Genomic DNA, 16,704 nt, shown 5'->3' on the forward strand with positions numbered 1-16,704 from the left:
TATGCTGAAAAGTTATTTGTCTATTACTAAACCGGGCATCATTTTCGGCAACCTGATTTCTGTTGCGGCGGGGTTCTTTCTTGCCGCAAAGACAGAACCAGCCAGTGCGATGTTGTTGCTGACAACATTGGCGGGTGTGGGGCTTGTGATTGCATCAGGTTGTGTGGTGAATAACATTTTTGATCGCGATATTGATCAAAAAATGAAACGCACTCAGAACCGAGATTTGGTTCAGGGCAACATCAATACTGACGTCGCATTCATCTATGCGTTGGTCATGTTGCTAGCTGGTACGGCTTTATTGTTCCAATACGTTAACCCGATGTCTGCGGTAGTGGTGTTACTAGGCTACGTGTTTTACGTCTTTTTCTACACCATGTGGTACAAGCGTAATTCGGTGTATGGCACGCTCGTAGGCAGTATCTCTGGTGCGGTACCACCATTAGTTGGTTACCTTGGTGTGACAAACTACTTGAGTATCGAAGCGGTACTGCTGTTTATCATGTTCTGCTTATGGCAGATGCCGCACTCGTATGCGATTGCTATGTTCCGCATTCAAGATTACCGAGATGCGGGCATTCCTGTACTACCGGTAAAAGAGGGTGTCGATAAGGCCCACAAACACATGAAAGCGTACGTGGTTGCTTTTGGCGCGGTTGCTCTTGGGCTGTTCTTGCTCGGAGAAGCGGGTTACGAATACCTAGCGGTGTCGGCGGCAGTATGCTTTATGTGGACCAAGGTGACATTCCGTAAGGTCGATTGCGCCAATTACATCCAATGGTCAAAGACGGTCTTTAAAGTCTCTTTACTGGTGGTGATGAGCATCAGCGGTGTTCTTGGACTAGAACTGATCCCGCTGCCATTTTTATAGCGCTGCACTAATAAAATACCCCGCATAAGCGGGGTATTTTTTACTCTCTATCGATTACTTGTTGATCGTGACTTTTGTAATCACAATATCTTCACAAGGTACATCCTCGTGACCCCAGCGAATTGTCGTTGGTTCAGCTGCAATCTTATTTACTACATCCATACCTGCCGATACTTTACCGAATACTGCGTAACCCCAACCTGCGTTCGTAGTCGAGGTGTGATCAAGGAAGTCGTTGTCATCAAGGTTGATAAAGAATTGTGCTGTTGCAGAATGTGGAGCATCAGTACGTGCCATTGCTACAGAGCCAATTACGTTCTTTAGACCGCGGTTTGCTTCATTCACGATAGGAGCACGTGTTGGTTTTTCTGTCATGTCGATAGTGTGACCACCACCTTGAATCATGAAACCTTCAATAACACGGTGAAATGTCGTGCCTTCGTAGAAACCGTCTTGGCAGTATTTAAGGAAGTTTTTCGACGTTACTGGTGCTTTTTCAAGGTTCAGTTCAATTTCAATGTCGCCAAAGTTGGTAGTCAGAGTGATCATAAAGGTCCCAATATTTGAGTGCTAAGGGTTTTGAGTACGAGTATTTTCAGTACAACAACATAGTCGATGACTTAATAAGGTGCAGTATATGAAAATTTACTGCGGATGCCAGTGAACAATAGCGCGAGTCTTTAATTTACATGCGCTCTGGGCGCCGATAGGATAAAAAAGCCAGTGATGAGTTCACTGGCTTGGAGATGAAAAACGACTTAGAGCGTTAGCAAGTAGTTAACTAGCTGGTTGTACTCTTCGTAGCTTTTGATTTGGTCCGGCTTTACGATGTACTTGTTATTGACCAGCACACCAGGAACGCCGGTTAGCGTGCTTGCATCAAATTGCTGATCAAAGCGTTTCTGCATCGAGTTAACCGCAAAGCTGTTGTATGCCGCGTCAAACTGCTTCGCATCGACACCATGATCAATGAATACTTGGCGCAGTTCAGCTTCGTCGCGTGATGTCTTTTGCTTTTCATGGATCTGAGCAAACATAGCAGGAACCATGGTCTCTTCAGCATCCAGCGCAATCATTGTTGCGTAAGCCTTGGCCATCGGCACTGCCATATTGTTACCCATAAAAGCGACGTGAACCTTTTGGAAGCTTGCTGATTCCGGTAGGTCTTCTTTTAGGTACTTAATTACCCCTTCGAACTTGTAACAGTGTGGGCAGTAGAAAGAGAAAAATTCAGTCACAACTGGCTTTTCTGCTTTTGCTACATCAAGGATCTTGTAGTGAGTACCTTCTTCAAACTGAGCGGCGTTGACTGAAGCGCTCATAATTAGAGCAGCAAAAAGGCTAAATAGTTTTTTCATGTGTTTATTTCCTAAATTTGGATGTCGATAAGTACAGCAAAACTGCTGTTTTTGGGTGGCATGGATTGCCAATTGGGGACAAACGATTAAGAAATAGGGGGACGATAAGGTGCTTGAGGCGCAATAATCGCTTTGTGTGAAGGCTCTTTTTCAATGAGAGCCAAAGAGGCAATTTGAGTAACGAAGGACCCAGACATAATCAATGGTGGCATTTTTAATAAGCAGACTGAGCCACAGCAATGATGTTTAATATTAGACTGAGCGATTGGCTGTGAAGGCGAGATACTGTTTGACGGCGTCGATAGATGTTGAGATGCCACGATATTGTTACTCGCAATGCTATCCACACTAAAAGTGGCCATTAACATCGCAAGCAGCATAAAAACGTGTACCCAAATTTTTCTTATCAACTTTGGCATGAAATAGTGGTCTTTGTATCTGAACAACGGCTGAAATAAATCAGATTCTGCAACTGGCAAACCGCTCAGCCACAAAACGAGCAAATCATACCTCACTCGTTTATCTATCTCTAATTAAAACCCAGCAAAACTTAGCAGGGCTCAACTTTTATTTGGCCTGGTACTGTTTGAGAAACATCTCAACCGTTGAGTTCACGATGATATGTTTGTGCTGTGTGTCTGGAGAAGGGGTATGACCAATGATCTGCGGCCAAAAAGCGAACGACTTAATGAGTGCAATGAATTGAGTTGAAGCAAACAGAGGGTCGAGCTCGACTAAGCGACCATCGGCCTGCGCAGCTTTTATCCAAGTCATCAGCCCACTCTCTGCTTGAGAGTATTTCTCCATTACTTGGCTCGCGAGTTCCATATTATGGAAGTACTCAGAGAAAAGCACGCGTGATAAATTGATAAAACCTTCAGACTCTAAAAGCTCTAGTTCTTGATTCGCGATTGATGCGAGCTGTTGTTCAAGAGGCAGTTCAGCTTGATAAGGGAAGTGGGTGGCCGTTTAGGTTTACGTGGCAGCTTCCACCCTGGCTTCCCACAGCTTCATGCTGAAGTTGAGCATGTGATTGGCAACAAATCTCATTCGGTTATCTCTTTCAAAGGAATGAACGGTGAGTCGGAATACAACCCGAAAGTGAGTCAAACGGTATGGATGAGCTCTCCTGATAAAGTTGAGTCTTTCTATTGGGAAGAGATGATGAACTCAGATCTACCATTGCCGAGTGAGTGTGTACCCGGGACACCAGCTGAAGAGATGACTTTGATGGCGAACACAGTGGTCGATAGTATGACAGCTATTTTGTTTGCGGAGACGCATGACAAAACTGAGGCCTAACAAAAAGCGGTACGCCTATGGCATGAGTACTGTGCACGTTAGTTGAAATACGACAGAACTTGTAAGAGAAGGTCAGTGATTGCTGGCCTTTTTTGTATCGGGTGTTTCGGTTAAATGGCCAGGACTGAACCACTATTTTACTCGCATCAGTCTATGCATTTTGTCTTCGAATTGAATCTCGATAACCTGTGATATCTTCATCTTATCAACACGTTCGAGCATTTTTGATTGGTAATCCCGCTTTTTCATCCACTCTAGCGGCTCTTTAAAGACATCCTCATTAATGACAAATGAATGGTCAGTAATCGAATCTTCAAAGATATGAACCACCCAAATACGGGACTGAAAATCCAGTAATGTGCTGAAGTAAGTTTTAATCTTGTAGATGGCGGTGGGAAAAGGCATGCGAGACCGAATAAGGAAGAGAACGTGGTGTTTATCAAGTATACCGTTTGTGGCTCAAGCTTGTCAGTCTGAATTAGGCAACCACTCGAGCATGGCTGCCGTATAGCGAGGGGGAGTATGTGAATGATTATTTGAAGAACATGCCGAAATCGATCTCTTGCTCTTTTTGATATTTGACGAGCTTGACCCTTAGATTGTTTTGAGCGGCTAAATCAATGGCTAGATTCGACATGTTTTTTATTTCGTCGAGACAATTCGAAACCAGAGGCTTTTCTTGGTTGTCGATAGTGGCAATGAGTGGGTTGTCCGTGCCGTTCTGGCCCTTATAGACATAAGCATACATAGCATTTTCGTTGTGTTGCATAAACTTTCTCAAATGGTGTTTTTATTATTGATACGGTGAAGATTACAGGGTTCATATATACAGGCTAGTGCGGCTAAGTAAGGTCGAGAAAGAGAAAGTAAGGCTTTGTAAGGGCTCTTTTTTTACTTTTTTTGGATGTTTGAAAATACGCTCAACCCTTTATCTACCTCGCTTTTTTGTCTTGTTAGGTTTTGCCTATCAATAAAATTGCTGAAATCCATTTAGTAAAATCAAGATTTTAGACAACAATTAAATGAAAGAAGCAGATAAAAACATGACGCAAAGTATTTAGGGAGAACGCTATGCATTCAATTAAAGTGAAAGATTACATGACGCAGCAGGTTGTGACATTCACTCCTGATATGCCGTTAAGTCTAGCGTTAGACAAAGTGATGAGTAGTCATCACATGGGTGGACCAGTTATTGACGACAATGAGCAAGTGATTGGTTTCCTTTCTGAGCAAGATTTATTAGAGAAGCTAGTTAAGGTTAGCTACTTCTGCCAAGACACCCATATTGTTGGTGATTGTATGTACCAAGAGGTGCTATCAGTCGCACCAGATTTATCTATTATCGAATTGGCAGATATGATGCAGGTAGGTAAACCGAAAGCTTATCCTGTCATCGACAATCAGAAATTGGTCGGTATTATCACTCGAACCGATGTTTTAAGAGCAATCGGCAAGAACTTAGATGAATGTTTCCAACATCCTGTATAGTAGCGTGTTAAGAACGATTATTTTTCTCAACATCCTGAAATAAAAAAGGCGCACTAGCGCCTTTTTCTTCGTGGAGTTTTTCTAATTAGACCTGTTTGTCGGTCTATAGGTTTAGCCTTTGGTGTTTCAGTTTTTGGAGGTTTCATGTCAAACCAAGCTGCAAAGTTTGTAGAAGGTTCAACGATGCGCCACATTTTGGTGATGTCGGGAGCAGGCTCAGTCGGCTTGATGGCATTGTTTGTGGTCGACCTGCTCGATATGTTGTTTATCAGTATGCTAGGTCAGGTTGAACTGGCTGCTGCGGTTGGTTTTGCTGGCACACTCACTTTCTTTTCTACTTCTGTGTCGATTGGTACTTCCATTGCGATGGGAGCGTTAGTATCAAAAGCTATTGGCTCAAAAAATAGAGACCAAGCTAGAAACCTCAGCACCAGTATTATGCTGACCGCGTTTGTCATTAGCTCAACGGTCACTGCTGTGATTTACGCTTATATCCCTGAGCTATTGGCAGCCATTGGCGCGAAAGGCTTGGCCGCAGAGCGTGCACAAGCTTATTTGCAGATTTTATTACCGAGTGGCCCATTTTTGGCGCTTGCGATGGCTGCAGGTGCTGGCCTAAGAGCTGCGGGTGATGCCAAGCGTTCAATGTGGGCGACATTATCGGGAGGGCTCGTAAATGCGATCTTAGACCCTCTGTTTATTTTTGGCTTTGGTTGGAACATCGAAGGGGCGGCTATCGCTTCTGTGGTGGCACGTTTTTCGGTTCTCTTTTTCTCACTTTATCCTTTGATTCGCAGTCATGAGCTGGTGGCTCCGCCATCATTCGTGCAGTGGCGCATCAATATCCGCCCAATCTTAGCAATCGCGATCCCTGCAATCATTACTAACACCGCGACACCTATCGGCAATGCCATTGTCACGACAGGTATTGCACAATATGGTGAAGACTTCGTTGCGGGCTTCGCGGTGATTGGTCGCTTAACGCCGGTGTGCTTTGCTGTGATTTTTGCTTTGTCTGGCGCGGTAGGGCCAATCATTGGTCAGAACTTTGGTGCCGAGAGAATGGACAGAGTAAAAGAGACGCTCAGTAACTCTCTGTTTGTGACCACGGTGTACACCATTGTGGTTTGTGTCCTGTTGTACTTCCTACAAGACCTCGTGATTCATGGCTTTAGCCTGCAAGGGGATGCGGCGATCATTGTTGCTGCTTTCTGTACCTATGTAGCCATTACTTTCATCTTTAACGGTGCGCTGTTTGTCGCGAATACCTCATTTAATAACCTAGGCAAGCCGCTGTATTCCACAGCTCTGAACTTAGGTAAGGCGACACTTGGTACTTTACCTTTCGTGTATTTAGGTTCGCAATGGTATGGCGCGTTAGGCGTTCTTTACGGACAAGCGCTGGGTAATATTCTGTTTGGATTGCTGGGTGTCTTAGTCCTTCGTTACCACATCTCTGAATTGATGCAGGGCTCTAACGTTGATCCTGTTGAAGACGACGTGTCTATCGTAAGTTTGAATACACAGCCTTTCTGTTCTCATGATGCTGTACTGATTGATGATGTTTCTGCGAATAGAGAAGAGTGTGCCGAACTGAAGCCTCGATAATAGTGACCTACTTGGTTGAGGCTGTTAAATAAAACGCCTTAACCGAAAACTTCTTCTTGACCTTGGAGCTACCTCTAAGGTTTATACTTCCGATGGACTTGGGGTTGGTTGCTTTAATGGCTGAGCAACCTTCCAAGGGTATTGAAGTATTAAGGAGATACATTATGTGCGCAAAACACGCAGCGTGCCGCTCAGTAAAAGTGGACGTTCAACCACAAGCAGCCGCAACAAGCTGCTCTAGCCCTAAAATTTCAAGCATTACTGCAGCTGGTACATCATCAGCATGTTGCAGCTCTTCTTCAGCGACAGTCTCGTCATCGGGTGATGGCTGTTGTAGTTCAGACAGCGGAGAAGAAGACAGTCAGTCCTCAACGACAACGAACGATGCCCAATTTTCTAAAAGTTGGTTAGTTTCCGGAATGGACTGTCCAGCTTGTGCCAGAAAAATAGAAAAAGCGATCAGTAATATCGACGGTGTAATTCAAGCGAAGGTGCTCTTTGCTACCGAAAAACTGGTTGTGAAATATAACAATGAAAGTCTTGCAGACACTATCGAACAAGTCTCTATCAAAACTGGCTTCCCATTAACGGAAGTGGGTTCTAAGAAAGAAAAACAACAACCAGAGACATTTTGGCAAGCGCATATCCAACCTAATTTACAGATCATAGCGATAGCCGCTGCGATGCTGTTCGCGGCGTTACTGAAAAGTTCAGCGCCTCAATTAAGTGAAGGCTTATTCATCGTGACATGTCTACTTGGATTATATCCGGTCGCTAAGAAAGCTGTTCAACTAGCACGCTCGGGAACTCCTTTCGCGATAGAAACCTTAATGAGTGTGGCAGCATTTGGTGCACTGTACCTAGGCGAGACCGCAGAAGCGGCAATGGTATTGCTTCTGTTCTTGATTGGTGAGCGCTTAGAGGCGTTTGCTTCTTCTAGGGCGAGAAGCGGCGTTCAAGCGCTAATGGCCTTAGTGCCTGAGAATGCGACTAAGATTATCAATGGTGAACGTGTTGAAGTAGCGGTAAGCGAGTTGGTACCTGGTGATGTGATAGAAGTGGCTGCGGGTTCTCGTTTGCCAGCAGACGGCCAGTTGATTTCCGATGCTGCAAGTTTTGACGAAAGTGCGTTGACTGGCGAGTCTGTGCCTGTGGAACACACCCAAGGTAATAGCATCATGGCTGGTGCTGTTGTGGTCGATAAAGTGGTTCGGATTACCATTACCTCGAAACAAGGTGAGAACGCCATTGACCGTATTCTTCACCTGATTGAAGAAGCGGAATCACGTAAAGCACCACTAGAACGTTTCCTTGATAAGTTCAGTCGTTGGTACACACCATTGATGATGGTAGTGGCTTTGCTCGTCATCATCACGCCACCATTGTTGTTTGCTCAACCTTGGGAAACATGGGTGTACCGTGGTCTAGCGCTACTGCTAATCGCATGTCCTTGTGCACTTGTTATTTCAACTCCTGCGGCGATAACTTCTGGTTTAGCTGCGGCAGCAAAACGCGGTGCGCTAATCAAAGGCGGTGCAGCACTTGAGCAGCTTGGTAAGATCGAAACTATTGCTTTCGATAAAACAGGCACACTGACCGAAGGTAAGCCTCAGGTGACTGATATTGAGCCACTGTCAGGTTGGCAGAAAGAGGCGATGCTTCGTTTTGTTGGTGCTATTGAAGTTGGCTCTACTCACCCATTGGCAAAATCGCTAGTGGCAAAAGTTGAAGAATTAGGTATTGATATTCCTGAGTCACACAACAAGAAAGCGCTGATTGGTAGTGGCGTGGAAGGTGACGTCGATGGTGTGAAATATCGAGTGCTTGCGCCATCTAAACTTGATTTTGATTTGGATACACAGGTATCTAAGCAAATCGAATCGCTAGAAGATGAAGGTAAAACCGTTGTGATTGCATTAGAGGTTAAAGACTCTGATCAAGCAGCCAACGCCATTGGTCTGATTGCGTGGCAAGACACATTACGTAGTGACGCGAAGTTAGCGATTGAGCGCCTTAATGGTCTCGGTATTCAATCTATTATGTTGACAGGGGACAACCCGCGCAGTGCTGCTGCTATCAGTGGCAAGGTTGGTATGCAGTACAAAGCAAGCCTGCTTCCAAGTGATAAGGTGTCTTACGTACAAGAGTTGTCCCAACAGTCGCATGTAGCGATGGTTGGAGATGGCATTAATGATGCTCCAGCGATGAAAACCGCTCATGTCGGTATTGCAATGGGTGGGGGTACAGACGTTGCTCTGGAAACTGCTGATTCAGCACTGACTCATAACCGTCTAACTGAATTACCAGCAATGATTGAGCTGTCGCAAGCTACTATCAATAATATCCGTCAAAACGTCGCTCTGGCTCTTGGCTTGAAAGGTGTGTTCTTAGTGACGAGCTTATTTGGTATTACGGGCTTGTGGGTAGCGGTTCTAGCGGACAGTGGTGCAACAGCACTAGTGACATTGAACGCATTGCGCCTGCTACGATTCAAGTCTAAAGCAGACTAAATTCAACGCTCTAATACAAAATTGCCTTCTATATAAACGCCTTTAGCGGTAATACGTTAAAGGCGTTTTTGTCTCATTAGTATGCAACGAAGTTTCTGAGATTGCTTATCTTTGTGATACCAATCGTTTTTTTGTGAAACTTGAAATCATTTTGCTACCAATGGTGTGAGTTGTGTCACTTCATTTTGTAATGAGCTTGGTTAGAGTGTGTTCGTACCCCACGAATTTACTATGAGCTTAAATAAGGGTAAAAAGCCCAATAAGCCAAAAGGAGCGAACTATGTCTCAAGCTGTTTTCCATTTAGGTGTTACTGAAGCAGATCTTAACGGTGCTACTCTTGCGATCATTCCTGGTGATCCTGCTCGTGTACAGAAAATTGCAGAAGAGATGGAGAACCCAGTATTTCTTGCTAGCCATCGTGAATACACACTTTACCGCGCAGAGCTAGACGGTAAGCCAGTGGTTGTATGTTCAACAGGTATTGGTGGTCCATCTACCTCTATCGCTGTAGAAGAGCTAGCTCAACTGGGGGTTCGCACTTTCCTACGTGTTGGTACTACTGGTGCTATCCAACCTCATGTAAACGTGGGTGACATGATTGTTTCTACTGGTTCTGTTCGTCTAGACGGTGCTAGCCTACACTTTGCTCCAATGGAGTTCCCAGCAGTTGCTGACTTCGAAGTAGCGACAGCAATGAAAGCTGCAGTTGAAGAGGCTGACGCAACAGTTCACATGGGTGTAACGGCTTCAAGTGATACTTTCTACCCAGGTCAAGAGCGTTACGACACGTTCTCTGGTCGTGTAGTTAAGCGTTTCCAAGGCTCTATGCAAGAGTGGCAAGACATGGGCGTTCTAAACTTCGAAATGGAATCTGCAACGCTGCTAACTATGTGTGCAAGTTCTGGTCTGAAAGCGGGTTGTGTTGCTGGTGTAATCATCAACCGTACGCAAACAGAGACGCCTGATCACGAAACACTAAAAGTAACAGAAGCACGCTCAATCAAAGTGGTTGTAGAAGCTGCTCGCAAAATGCTTTAAGTAGCAAAAGTGTTTTAAGTCTCAATCTGACAGCAAATTTTGAAATGGCCGCATCGATTGATGCGGCTATTTTTTATTTACTGGTTAAGTGACAGAGAAAAACAGATAAGAAAAAGGCGAGTCACTGAATAGTGACTCGCCTTTGTTATATTGGTTTAAGAGAAGCTTGCTCTTAAATGCTTCTTTTTAGCACTCTTGGTCTTCGTTACCGCCAGCAGCCGTAAACCAAGCTGTTAGGTGCGTTTTAAGATCTTTCAACTCGTCAGGGCCGATCAAAGCAAGGCCAAGATCTTCTGCGCGTGTGATGTCGTTATGGCGAAGCGGGCGGAAGCTCACTAGCATAGCGCGGGCTTGTAGGCCACCTAAAAGGTCTCTTAGTGATTCCAGTTTGTACAAGGTGTCATCACCATCATCACGCATGCCTTTCGTCTTACATTCGATTATGTGCAGTTTATTGTTCACCACAGATGCCACATCTAGCTCATTTCGAACTTCACGTTCGCCGAGCTGGCGGTATACCTGAACATTCAAAGAACGATCTTGGATGGTCGGCATGTCATCTTGGATCTGCTTTACCGTGCTGTGAACGAGAGTTTCAAGCCACTCGCCGTTCGAGAAGCGTCGAGCATCTTCACTGGCAAAGGTTAGGGTGCCATTCTCATAAGTCGCAATTTTCGCTTCTACTAAATCGCTTAAAAGCATATTCAGTTCACGATAGCCCTGTTGCTTCTCTGATAACTCAACATCCAGCTTCTGCTCTTTGCGACAAGTGGTTGCAAGGTAGTTAAGTGTCGCAAGACCAGGACCTAATTCAAGTGCGTTACTTGCCCAACGTTCACCTAGCTCGTATAGCTTCTGATCGAGTTGTGGAGGTAGCTGTACATCACTGAATTCGCCACGGGCGCCAAATACGGTTAGGTAGTCATCGATAGTGATACGGTCTTGAACTTGCGCGTCTTCTTTTCCGTTCGGGTAAAGCCAGCACAGTTTGTCACTATTTGGCTCTACAACGAAGATAGGCCAGTGGTAAGTACGGAACACTTCGTAAACTGAAAGTAGACGGTGACGCAGACCACAACTAGCGTTGAGTTTCACTTCTTGGCCACGTGCTTTTAAATCTTCCGCAAGGTTTTGAATGGATTCTTTAATTACTGACGTATTTACGATCGTCGGAATTTCAAAAAACTCGCTCGTAATATCACGCTTTTGTAAAACGCTGTCTAAGCGCTGATACATATCGACTTGATTCTTATCGCCGATGAACACGATGTGAGTGCTGATCGTTCGATTATCAAGTAGTGGGGTAAGCAAGCGAATAGGGTCTTGATCGATAATGCCAACATGAACAGCCATATAAATTCCTTAATAGCGGCTCGCTCATAAAGGTGAAAGAAAACTGGAAACAGCAAGCCTTAATAATCATATAATGACAAAGCTCATAAAAAACAAGGGCAACTCTTGATAAAAGTTGCCCTTGTTCAAATAGTTACCACTATTGGGTAGAAAGTCCCAATAATCTCACCTAATATCTATGGTTAAATCATTTATCTATAGCTTAAATTGATGAACCAAATCTCCTTGTTGACTCGCTAGAATCGTTAGGTTTTGGCTCGCCTCAGCTATTGATGACATTGCTTGATAACTTGCATCGGCAATGTGGTTGATGTCTTCAATATTACGCGCGATATCGCCCGACGTTTCACTCTGTTCAGCTGCTGCTTGAGATATATGAGTACTCATATGGCTGATTTCTAGAATCAAGGCTTGAATCTCTTCCATTGCACTGTTGGCATTCGATGCTTGTTGTACCGACATGTCCATATCACTCATACAGCTTTTAATGACGTTACTTGCGGTTTTCGAACTGGATTGTAGGTTGCTGATCATAGTTTCGATTTCAGCTGTAGATTGCGTTGTTTTCTGTGCCAGTACACGAACCTCATCGGCAACGACCGCAAAACCACGACCTTGCTCACCGGCACGCGCCGCTTCAATCGCAGCATTCAGTGCAAGTAGGTTAGTTTGCTCTGCAATGCCGCGAATTACGTCTAGGATTGAGCCAATCTGGCTGCTCATCTGTTGCAGTTCCCCCACAGCACTAACTGATTCGGTTAAGCGAGTTTCCAGTTGATTGATGGTACTGATGTTGGTGTTCATGATCTGACGACCTGATTCAGAAGCGGTTTCAACTTGCTGAACCATAGTCAAAGAGCTTTGTGCGCTATTTGCCACTTCCTGTACAGAGTGCGACATCTCTGTCATCGCCGTTGCTACTGTTGCAGTTTGCTCACGCTGGTTGTTCAGTTGAGCCTGAGTTTCTGAAGAAGTCTTCTGGTTAACGCTTGCTGTTTTGGTTAGGTCATCTGACGCATCGTTAAGTTTCACAAGAATGTTGTGCAGGTTATCGGCTAAGGTGTTGATGTGACCACTTACACGGCTGAATTCGTTGTTGTAACGAATATCGATGCGCTGTGTCATGTCGCCTTCTGTTAGGCCTTCCAGTGTCTTAAGGATACGGGTTAGTGGCTCTCTTACACTGTGCGCGATGTGGTAGCCAATTGCTGTTGCAAATAGTGTGACAACCACACCGATGGCAATAGCATTGAATAGGCCTTTGTCGTAGATTCTGCTCGCGTCTGCTAATGAAGAGTTAAGTTGTTCTTCGGCTGTTACGTTGAATGAGTCTAAAACTGCCATCGCTTGGTCTACTTCAACCGCTAGATTTGCGATGTTCACATACAAGGCTTGCTTTGCTTGTAGGTAGTTGTTGTGTTTATCGAGAACACCGCCTTTTTGGCCTACGTCTTTAGTGAATTTCTGAACTGATTCATCGAATACATTCTTAAGAGCAGGTAGCTGTGTTGCCAAACCGCGGTAGGCGTAGTTTAGGTGAGTAACGGCTTTCTTGTTTTGGTTCACAGCTTTTTGTACGAATGCCACATCAGAGCTCGCAAGTGCGTCTGATGTTATGACTTCTGCGTCTTGCAGCTTAATGAAGTAGCTTTTCGCCATTACTTTCACAGAGATGCTTTTTTGATCGGCAACGTATTCTTTCATGCCAACGGTCAACTCTGAGTGCAGGCGTTGGAAATCACGTGATGCTTTTTGTACTTGCTCTTGTGCTTCAAACATCGCAACGTAATTGTTCATCGCTTCACCCGCTTCAGCAAAGTATCGCTCTTCCATGGCTCTAAGCTGAGTAATGCGTTCGATGAGGGAGGTGTTGTTTTGGCTTGCTGTTTCTAGATTACCAAGAACTTCTGAAAAAGCGTTTTGTGATGCAGCAAATTCTGTGCGCATTGCAGACATGCGTTCAGCGTTTTGTGTGGTTAAGAAATCTTTAAATAACTTATCAGCAGAAAGCAATTGGACACTTGTTTGATTGGAAAGCGCAACAAGCGGTAATGAGGTTTCTGAAACACTCTCAAAATTGCTGTGTATCTGATTCATGCTGTTCATCATGATGGTTATCGTGACTGCGAACATGATGATGATCAGTGCGAAAGCAGCGTACATACGCTTGATCACAGATCCCTTCATGGCTTTCTCCCTAGATAAAATACAGACCTAATGTCAGGTCAAAGTAAAAATAACAAAATTGTCAGCATTCTAATGAGCTCCTCTTACGCATTTTATGACGCACACGTCAAAAATAGCGCTCAGTTGTAATCAACATGCCATTCTTGAGAGTTAAGACCAGTTTTTTTTGATTTGAACGGTGTTTTTTATTAAGCTTTACAGCAGGTTTATTGTGGTTTGATGCGGCATAGCGCATACTCAAAATACTAAAAAGTAAATGTTTTATTGGAGAAAAACATGGCTGAAGAAACCATCTTTAGTAAGATTGTTAATAAAGAAATTCCAGCAGATCTGCTATACCAAGACGATTTAGTGACAGCGTTTCGTGACATCAATCCACGCGCTCCTAGCCACATCCTTATCATCCCTAATAAGCTGATCCCAACGACTAACGATGTTGAAGTGGAAGATGAAGCAATGATGGGGCGCATGTTTACTGTTGCTCGTAAGCTAGCAGAAAAAGAGGGCATCGCGGGAGATGGTTACCGTCTTATCGTGAACTGTAACTCTCATGGTGGCCAAGAGGTTTACCACATCCACATGCACTTAGTTGGTGGCCGTCCGCTTGGACCTCTACTTATGAGCTAATCAAATGAGTTAACGAGTTAACAAAATAGTCAATTAACGAACTGGGAAGTTAATGAGTTAATTAACACAAACAGCAAGTTGGAAAATTTGTTGTTTGTATGCCAACTTTAATAGTTATCTGTTGTCTGAATATCGGCCTTACTTAACCAGGGCCTGATGAAGCAAGCATTTACTTGCTTGAGATCCTTTTTACAGCACGTTTCGTTTTGATAGCGAGAATAGGGTCTGTTTAGCTGATTTTTGCAGAACTTTTCGGGAAATTTCTACAAGGCAGAGGCTTTAAAGTGTAGCCAGTCTACATGAGAAGCTGATAACGCAGTAGAAATGAGCCACAAAGACTGCCCGAAGGGTTCGGCTAGAATCGTTTTATGCTTTGTTAAGAAGTATTAATTTAGAATGACTAGGCTACATACTCCTTGCCGCGTCTAAAATGATTCTATCTCGAACAAAATTCAACCACGAAAGGTCAGCAGACCCTAACAAAGTTGGCATTTTAAACATGCACGGAGACGATAAGTGAAGCAACAGTTTAGATTCGCTTCCATTGCCCTACTATCGGCGCTGACCGCGGGATGCGCGAGTATGTCTGCAGGTAACCTGTTCAGTCATTACAGCGCACAAAATAAAAGTATCTACCAAGCCGTTAAATCTGGAGATTATTCAGAGGCTCAACAAGAGTTACCAGATTACACAGCTGGCGATATTCTCGATAATTTTGAGAGAGGCAGAATCAATCTGTTGGATCAAAAATACCCAGAGAGTAAGTCTTCGTTTGAAGCGGCGGATCAGGCTGTTACCGAGCAACAGAGAAAAGCCGTCATCTCAATCTCAGACAGTGCAACCAGTGTGGGTGCATTGGCTGTGAATGACAACATTACCGAGTATGTGCCGCCCGATTACGAGTTAGGCTTTCTTCATCTCTACCTCGGTTTGAATTATCTAAAGAAAAACGATTTAGAAGGTGCGGTGATTGAAATGCGTCGCGCCAACCAAGTTCAAGAGCAAGCAAAGAAGCAGCGTGAGGCTGAGCTAGAAAGAGCAGCCAGCGATGCGAAGAAGCAGGGGGTATCTGCCAATGTTGGCAGTATTCTTGCGAATTACCCAGATGCGGGTAAAAAGCTGCAGTCAGTACAAAATGCTTATCTGATGTTTTTATCGGGTCTGCTTTATGAAGCTTCAAACGACCTAAACAGTGCTTATGTTGATTATCGACGTGCATTGGCAGTGATGCCTGATAATCAAGAGATTATCGACAGAACCATGGCAACGGCGTCACGCTTGGGTATGCGACAGGATTTAGCGACACTTGAGAAGCGTTACAAGCAGTCATCTAAGTTAAGTAGCGGCCAAGGGCGCGTGATTGTTCTTCAAGAGCAGAGTGCTGTTCAAGCAATGGACAGTTGGCGATTAGATTTACCTGTTTATGACAGTCGCGATCAGGGAGCAATATACTCTCTTGCGCTGCCATATTACCCAAGTCAGAACGTAGAGCGTTTTTCTCCATTACGAATCAGTGGGCAACCGCTGCAAGAGCATTCGATCACCAACGTAAACGCCATGGCTCAGAACGATCTATCTGAGCGTATGACGAGCATTGTTATTCGCCAAGCACTGCGGGTGGTCGCAAAAGACCGCATTCGTAAAGAGGCAACCAAGGGGGATGATGTTGGCAATATTTTGTTCAATGTGTGGAACACGCTGACAGAGCAACCAGACACCCGCAGTTGGCAATCATTACCAGCTGAGATTAAGAGCAGTACGTTTGTAGCAAACAGCGGTCAATATACCTTGGAAGCGGGCGCTAAAACCTACGATTTTGATATTCGAGAAGGGCAGACCACTTTGGTATGGATTTCTCGACAAGGAAACAACGCAACAATGTGGCATAAACAGCTAGGGAGGCTGTAATGAAAAAGTGGTTAGTGAGCTTAGCAGCGGTTATAGCTCTGGCTGGTTGTGCTGATAATACAGCTGGCGTAAGGGTTGATAGTCTGACTCAGAACGTATTCTTTGGCGACAATGTATTGGGCAGCCGTTTACAAGTTGAAGATATTCGTACCGATCAGATTGATGGCCACACTCGAGGTATTGTCCGCTTAAACAGTAACTATAAAGGCGACCAACATATCCTTTATCGTTTCTATTGGTATGACGATGCTGGGCTTGAAGTCAACTTGAAACAAGGGCCTTGGAAGCAAGCGATTGTGCGTGGCTTTGAAAGCATTTCGTTGTCGGAAGTATCGGTAAACCCGAAAGCAACTCAATTCCGAGTACAGTTCCGAGAGCAGTAAGAACAGATTTAGTTACAGACGGTGCGAGTTAATGTCGACTAGCACTTAAGAAAGCGAATTGATTCGCACA

The 16,704-nt window shown here is 44.5% G+C and carries 15 protein-coding genes and 2 pseudogenes; 9 read left to right on the forward strand and 8 right to left on the reverse strand.

The window, feature by feature from the left end; translation table 11 throughout:
• The first annotated feature begins 1 nt into the window (after position 1).
• Positions 2-871, forward strand: coding sequence for a heme o synthase (gene cyoE, locus A3712_RS03450; RefSeq protein ID WP_063522297.1), 870 nt, complete (start codon positions 2-4; stop codon positions 869-871).
• Positions 872-925: 54 nt separating this feature from the next.
• Here cyoE and A3712_RS03455 read toward each other — a convergent pair whose 3' ends face one another.
• The 4 genes and pseudogenes from A3712_RS03455 to A3712_RS03470 form a co-directional block, all read right to left on the reverse strand.
• Positions 926-1,420, reverse strand: coding sequence for a peptidylprolyl isomerase (locus A3712_RS03455; RefSeq protein ID WP_063522298.1), 495 nt, complete (start codon positions 1,418-1,420; stop codon positions 926-928).
• Between the two features lie 209 nt (positions 1,421-1,629).
• Positions 1,630-2,229, reverse strand: a complete 600-nt coding sequence (locus A3712_RS03460; protein WP_063522299.1) for a thiol:disulfide interchange protein DsbA/DsbL — start codon at positions 2,227-2,229, stop codon at positions 1,630-1,632.
• An 86-nt stretch (positions 2,230-2,315) separates the two neighbouring features.
• Positions 2,316-2,648 carry a hypothetical protein gene (locus A3712_RS03465; protein ID WP_063522529.1) on the reverse strand — a complete coding sequence of 111 codons (333 nt, stop codon included), beginning with the start codon at positions 2,646-2,648 and terminating at the stop codon, positions 2,316-2,318.
• A gap of 148 nt (positions 2,649-2,796) precedes the next feature.
• Positions 2,797-3,195 (reverse strand): annotated as a pseudogene (locus A3712_RS03470) (TetR/AcrR family transcriptional regulator C-terminal domain-containing protein); the annotation flags it as partial.
• Here A3712_RS03470 and A3712_RS03475 point away from each other — a divergent pair.
• Positions 3,190-3,531: pseudogene (locus tag A3712_RS03475) on the forward strand (glycosyl transferase family protein); the annotation flags it as partial. The pseudogenes A3712_RS03470 and A3712_RS03475 overlap by 6 nt on opposite strands.
• Positions 3,532-3,663: 132 nt before the next feature.
• On the opposite strand, the gene A3712_RS03480 reads toward A3712_RS03475, so the two are convergent.
• On the reverse strand, positions 3,664-3,936 hold the full coding sequence (locus tag A3712_RS03480; RefSeq protein ID WP_063522301.1) for a hypothetical protein: 273 nt from the start codon (positions 3,934-3,936) through the stop codon (positions 3,664-3,666).
• 127 nt (positions 3,937-4,063) lie between these two features.
• Positions 4,064-4,300: a hypothetical protein gene (locus A3712_RS03485; protein WP_063522302.1), complete on the reverse strand. Its 237-nt coding sequence runs from the start codon at positions 4,298-4,300 to the stop codon at positions 4,064-4,066.
• Positions 4,301-4,602: 302 nt separating this feature from the next.
• Between A3712_RS03485 and A3712_RS03490 the strand changes: the two genes are divergently transcribed.
• From A3712_RS03490 to udp, 4 genes are all read left to right on the forward strand, one after another.
• Positions 4,603-5,019, forward strand: coding sequence for a CBS domain-containing protein (locus A3712_RS03490; RefSeq protein ID WP_008221675.1), 417 nt, complete (start codon positions 4,603-4,605; stop codon positions 5,017-5,019).
• Between the two features lie 144 nt (positions 5,020-5,163).
• Positions 5,164-6,627: an MATE family efflux transporter gene (locus tag A3712_RS03495; protein ID WP_063522303.1), complete on the forward strand. Its 1,464-nt coding sequence runs from the start codon at positions 5,164-5,166 to the stop codon at positions 6,625-6,627.
• Between the two features lie 164 nt (positions 6,628-6,791).
• A complete protein-coding gene (locus A3712_RS03500; RefSeq protein WP_063522304.1) occupies positions 6,792-9,137 on the forward strand; it encodes a zinc/cadmium/mercury/lead-transporting ATPase in 2,346 nt (781 codons plus the stop codon).
• A 280-nt stretch (positions 9,138-9,417) separates the two neighbouring features.
• Positions 9,418-10,176, forward strand: a complete 759-nt coding sequence (udp, locus tag A3712_RS03505; protein ID WP_063522305.1) for a uridine phosphorylase — start codon at positions 9,418-9,420, stop codon at positions 10,174-10,176.
• 186 nt (positions 10,177-10,362) lie between these two features.
• Here the strand turns inward: udp and A3712_RS03510 are convergent, their stop codons facing one another.
• A complete protein-coding gene (locus A3712_RS03510) occupies positions 10,363-11,529 on the reverse strand; it encodes a DUF1887 family protein (RefSeq protein WP_063522306.1) in 1,167 nt (388 codons plus the stop codon).
• Positions 11,530-11,724: 195 nt separating this feature from the next.
• The gene (locus tag A3712_RS03515) at positions 11,725-13,716 is read right to left on the reverse strand and encodes a methyl-accepting chemotaxis protein (protein WP_063522307.1); all 1,992 of its coding nucleotides are present in this window, start codon (positions 13,714-13,716) and stop codon (positions 11,725-11,727) included.
• Positions 13,717-13,992: 276 nt separating this feature from the next.
• On the opposite strand from A3712_RS03515, the gene hinT reads away from it, so the two are divergent.
• From hinT to A3712_RS03530, 3 genes are all read left to right on the forward strand, one after another.
• Positions 13,993-14,343 carry a purine nucleoside phosphoramidase gene (gene hinT, locus A3712_RS03520; RefSeq protein WP_063522308.1) on the forward strand — a complete coding sequence of 117 codons (351 nt, stop codon included), beginning with the start codon at positions 13,993-13,995 and terminating at the stop codon, positions 14,341-14,343.
• Between the two features lie 516 nt (positions 14,344-14,859).
• On the forward strand, positions 14,860-16,251 hold the full coding sequence (locus A3712_RS03525) for a COG3014 family protein (RefSeq protein ID WP_063522309.1): 1,392 nt from the start codon (positions 14,860-14,862) through the stop codon (positions 16,249-16,251).
• Complete coding sequence (locus A3712_RS03530; protein WP_063522310.1) at positions 16,251-16,634, forward strand: YcfL family protein; 384 nt, start codon at positions 16,251-16,253, stop codon at positions 16,632-16,634. Before A3712_RS03525 ends, A3712_RS03530 begins: the two co-directional genes overlap by 1 nt.
• The last annotated feature ends 70 nt before the right edge of the window (positions 16,635-16,704 follow it).

It is taken from the genome of Vibrio sp. HI00D65, assembly GCF_001635455.1.
Lineage (GTDB): Bacteria > Pseudomonadota > Gammaproteobacteria > Enterobacterales > Vibrionaceae > Vibrio.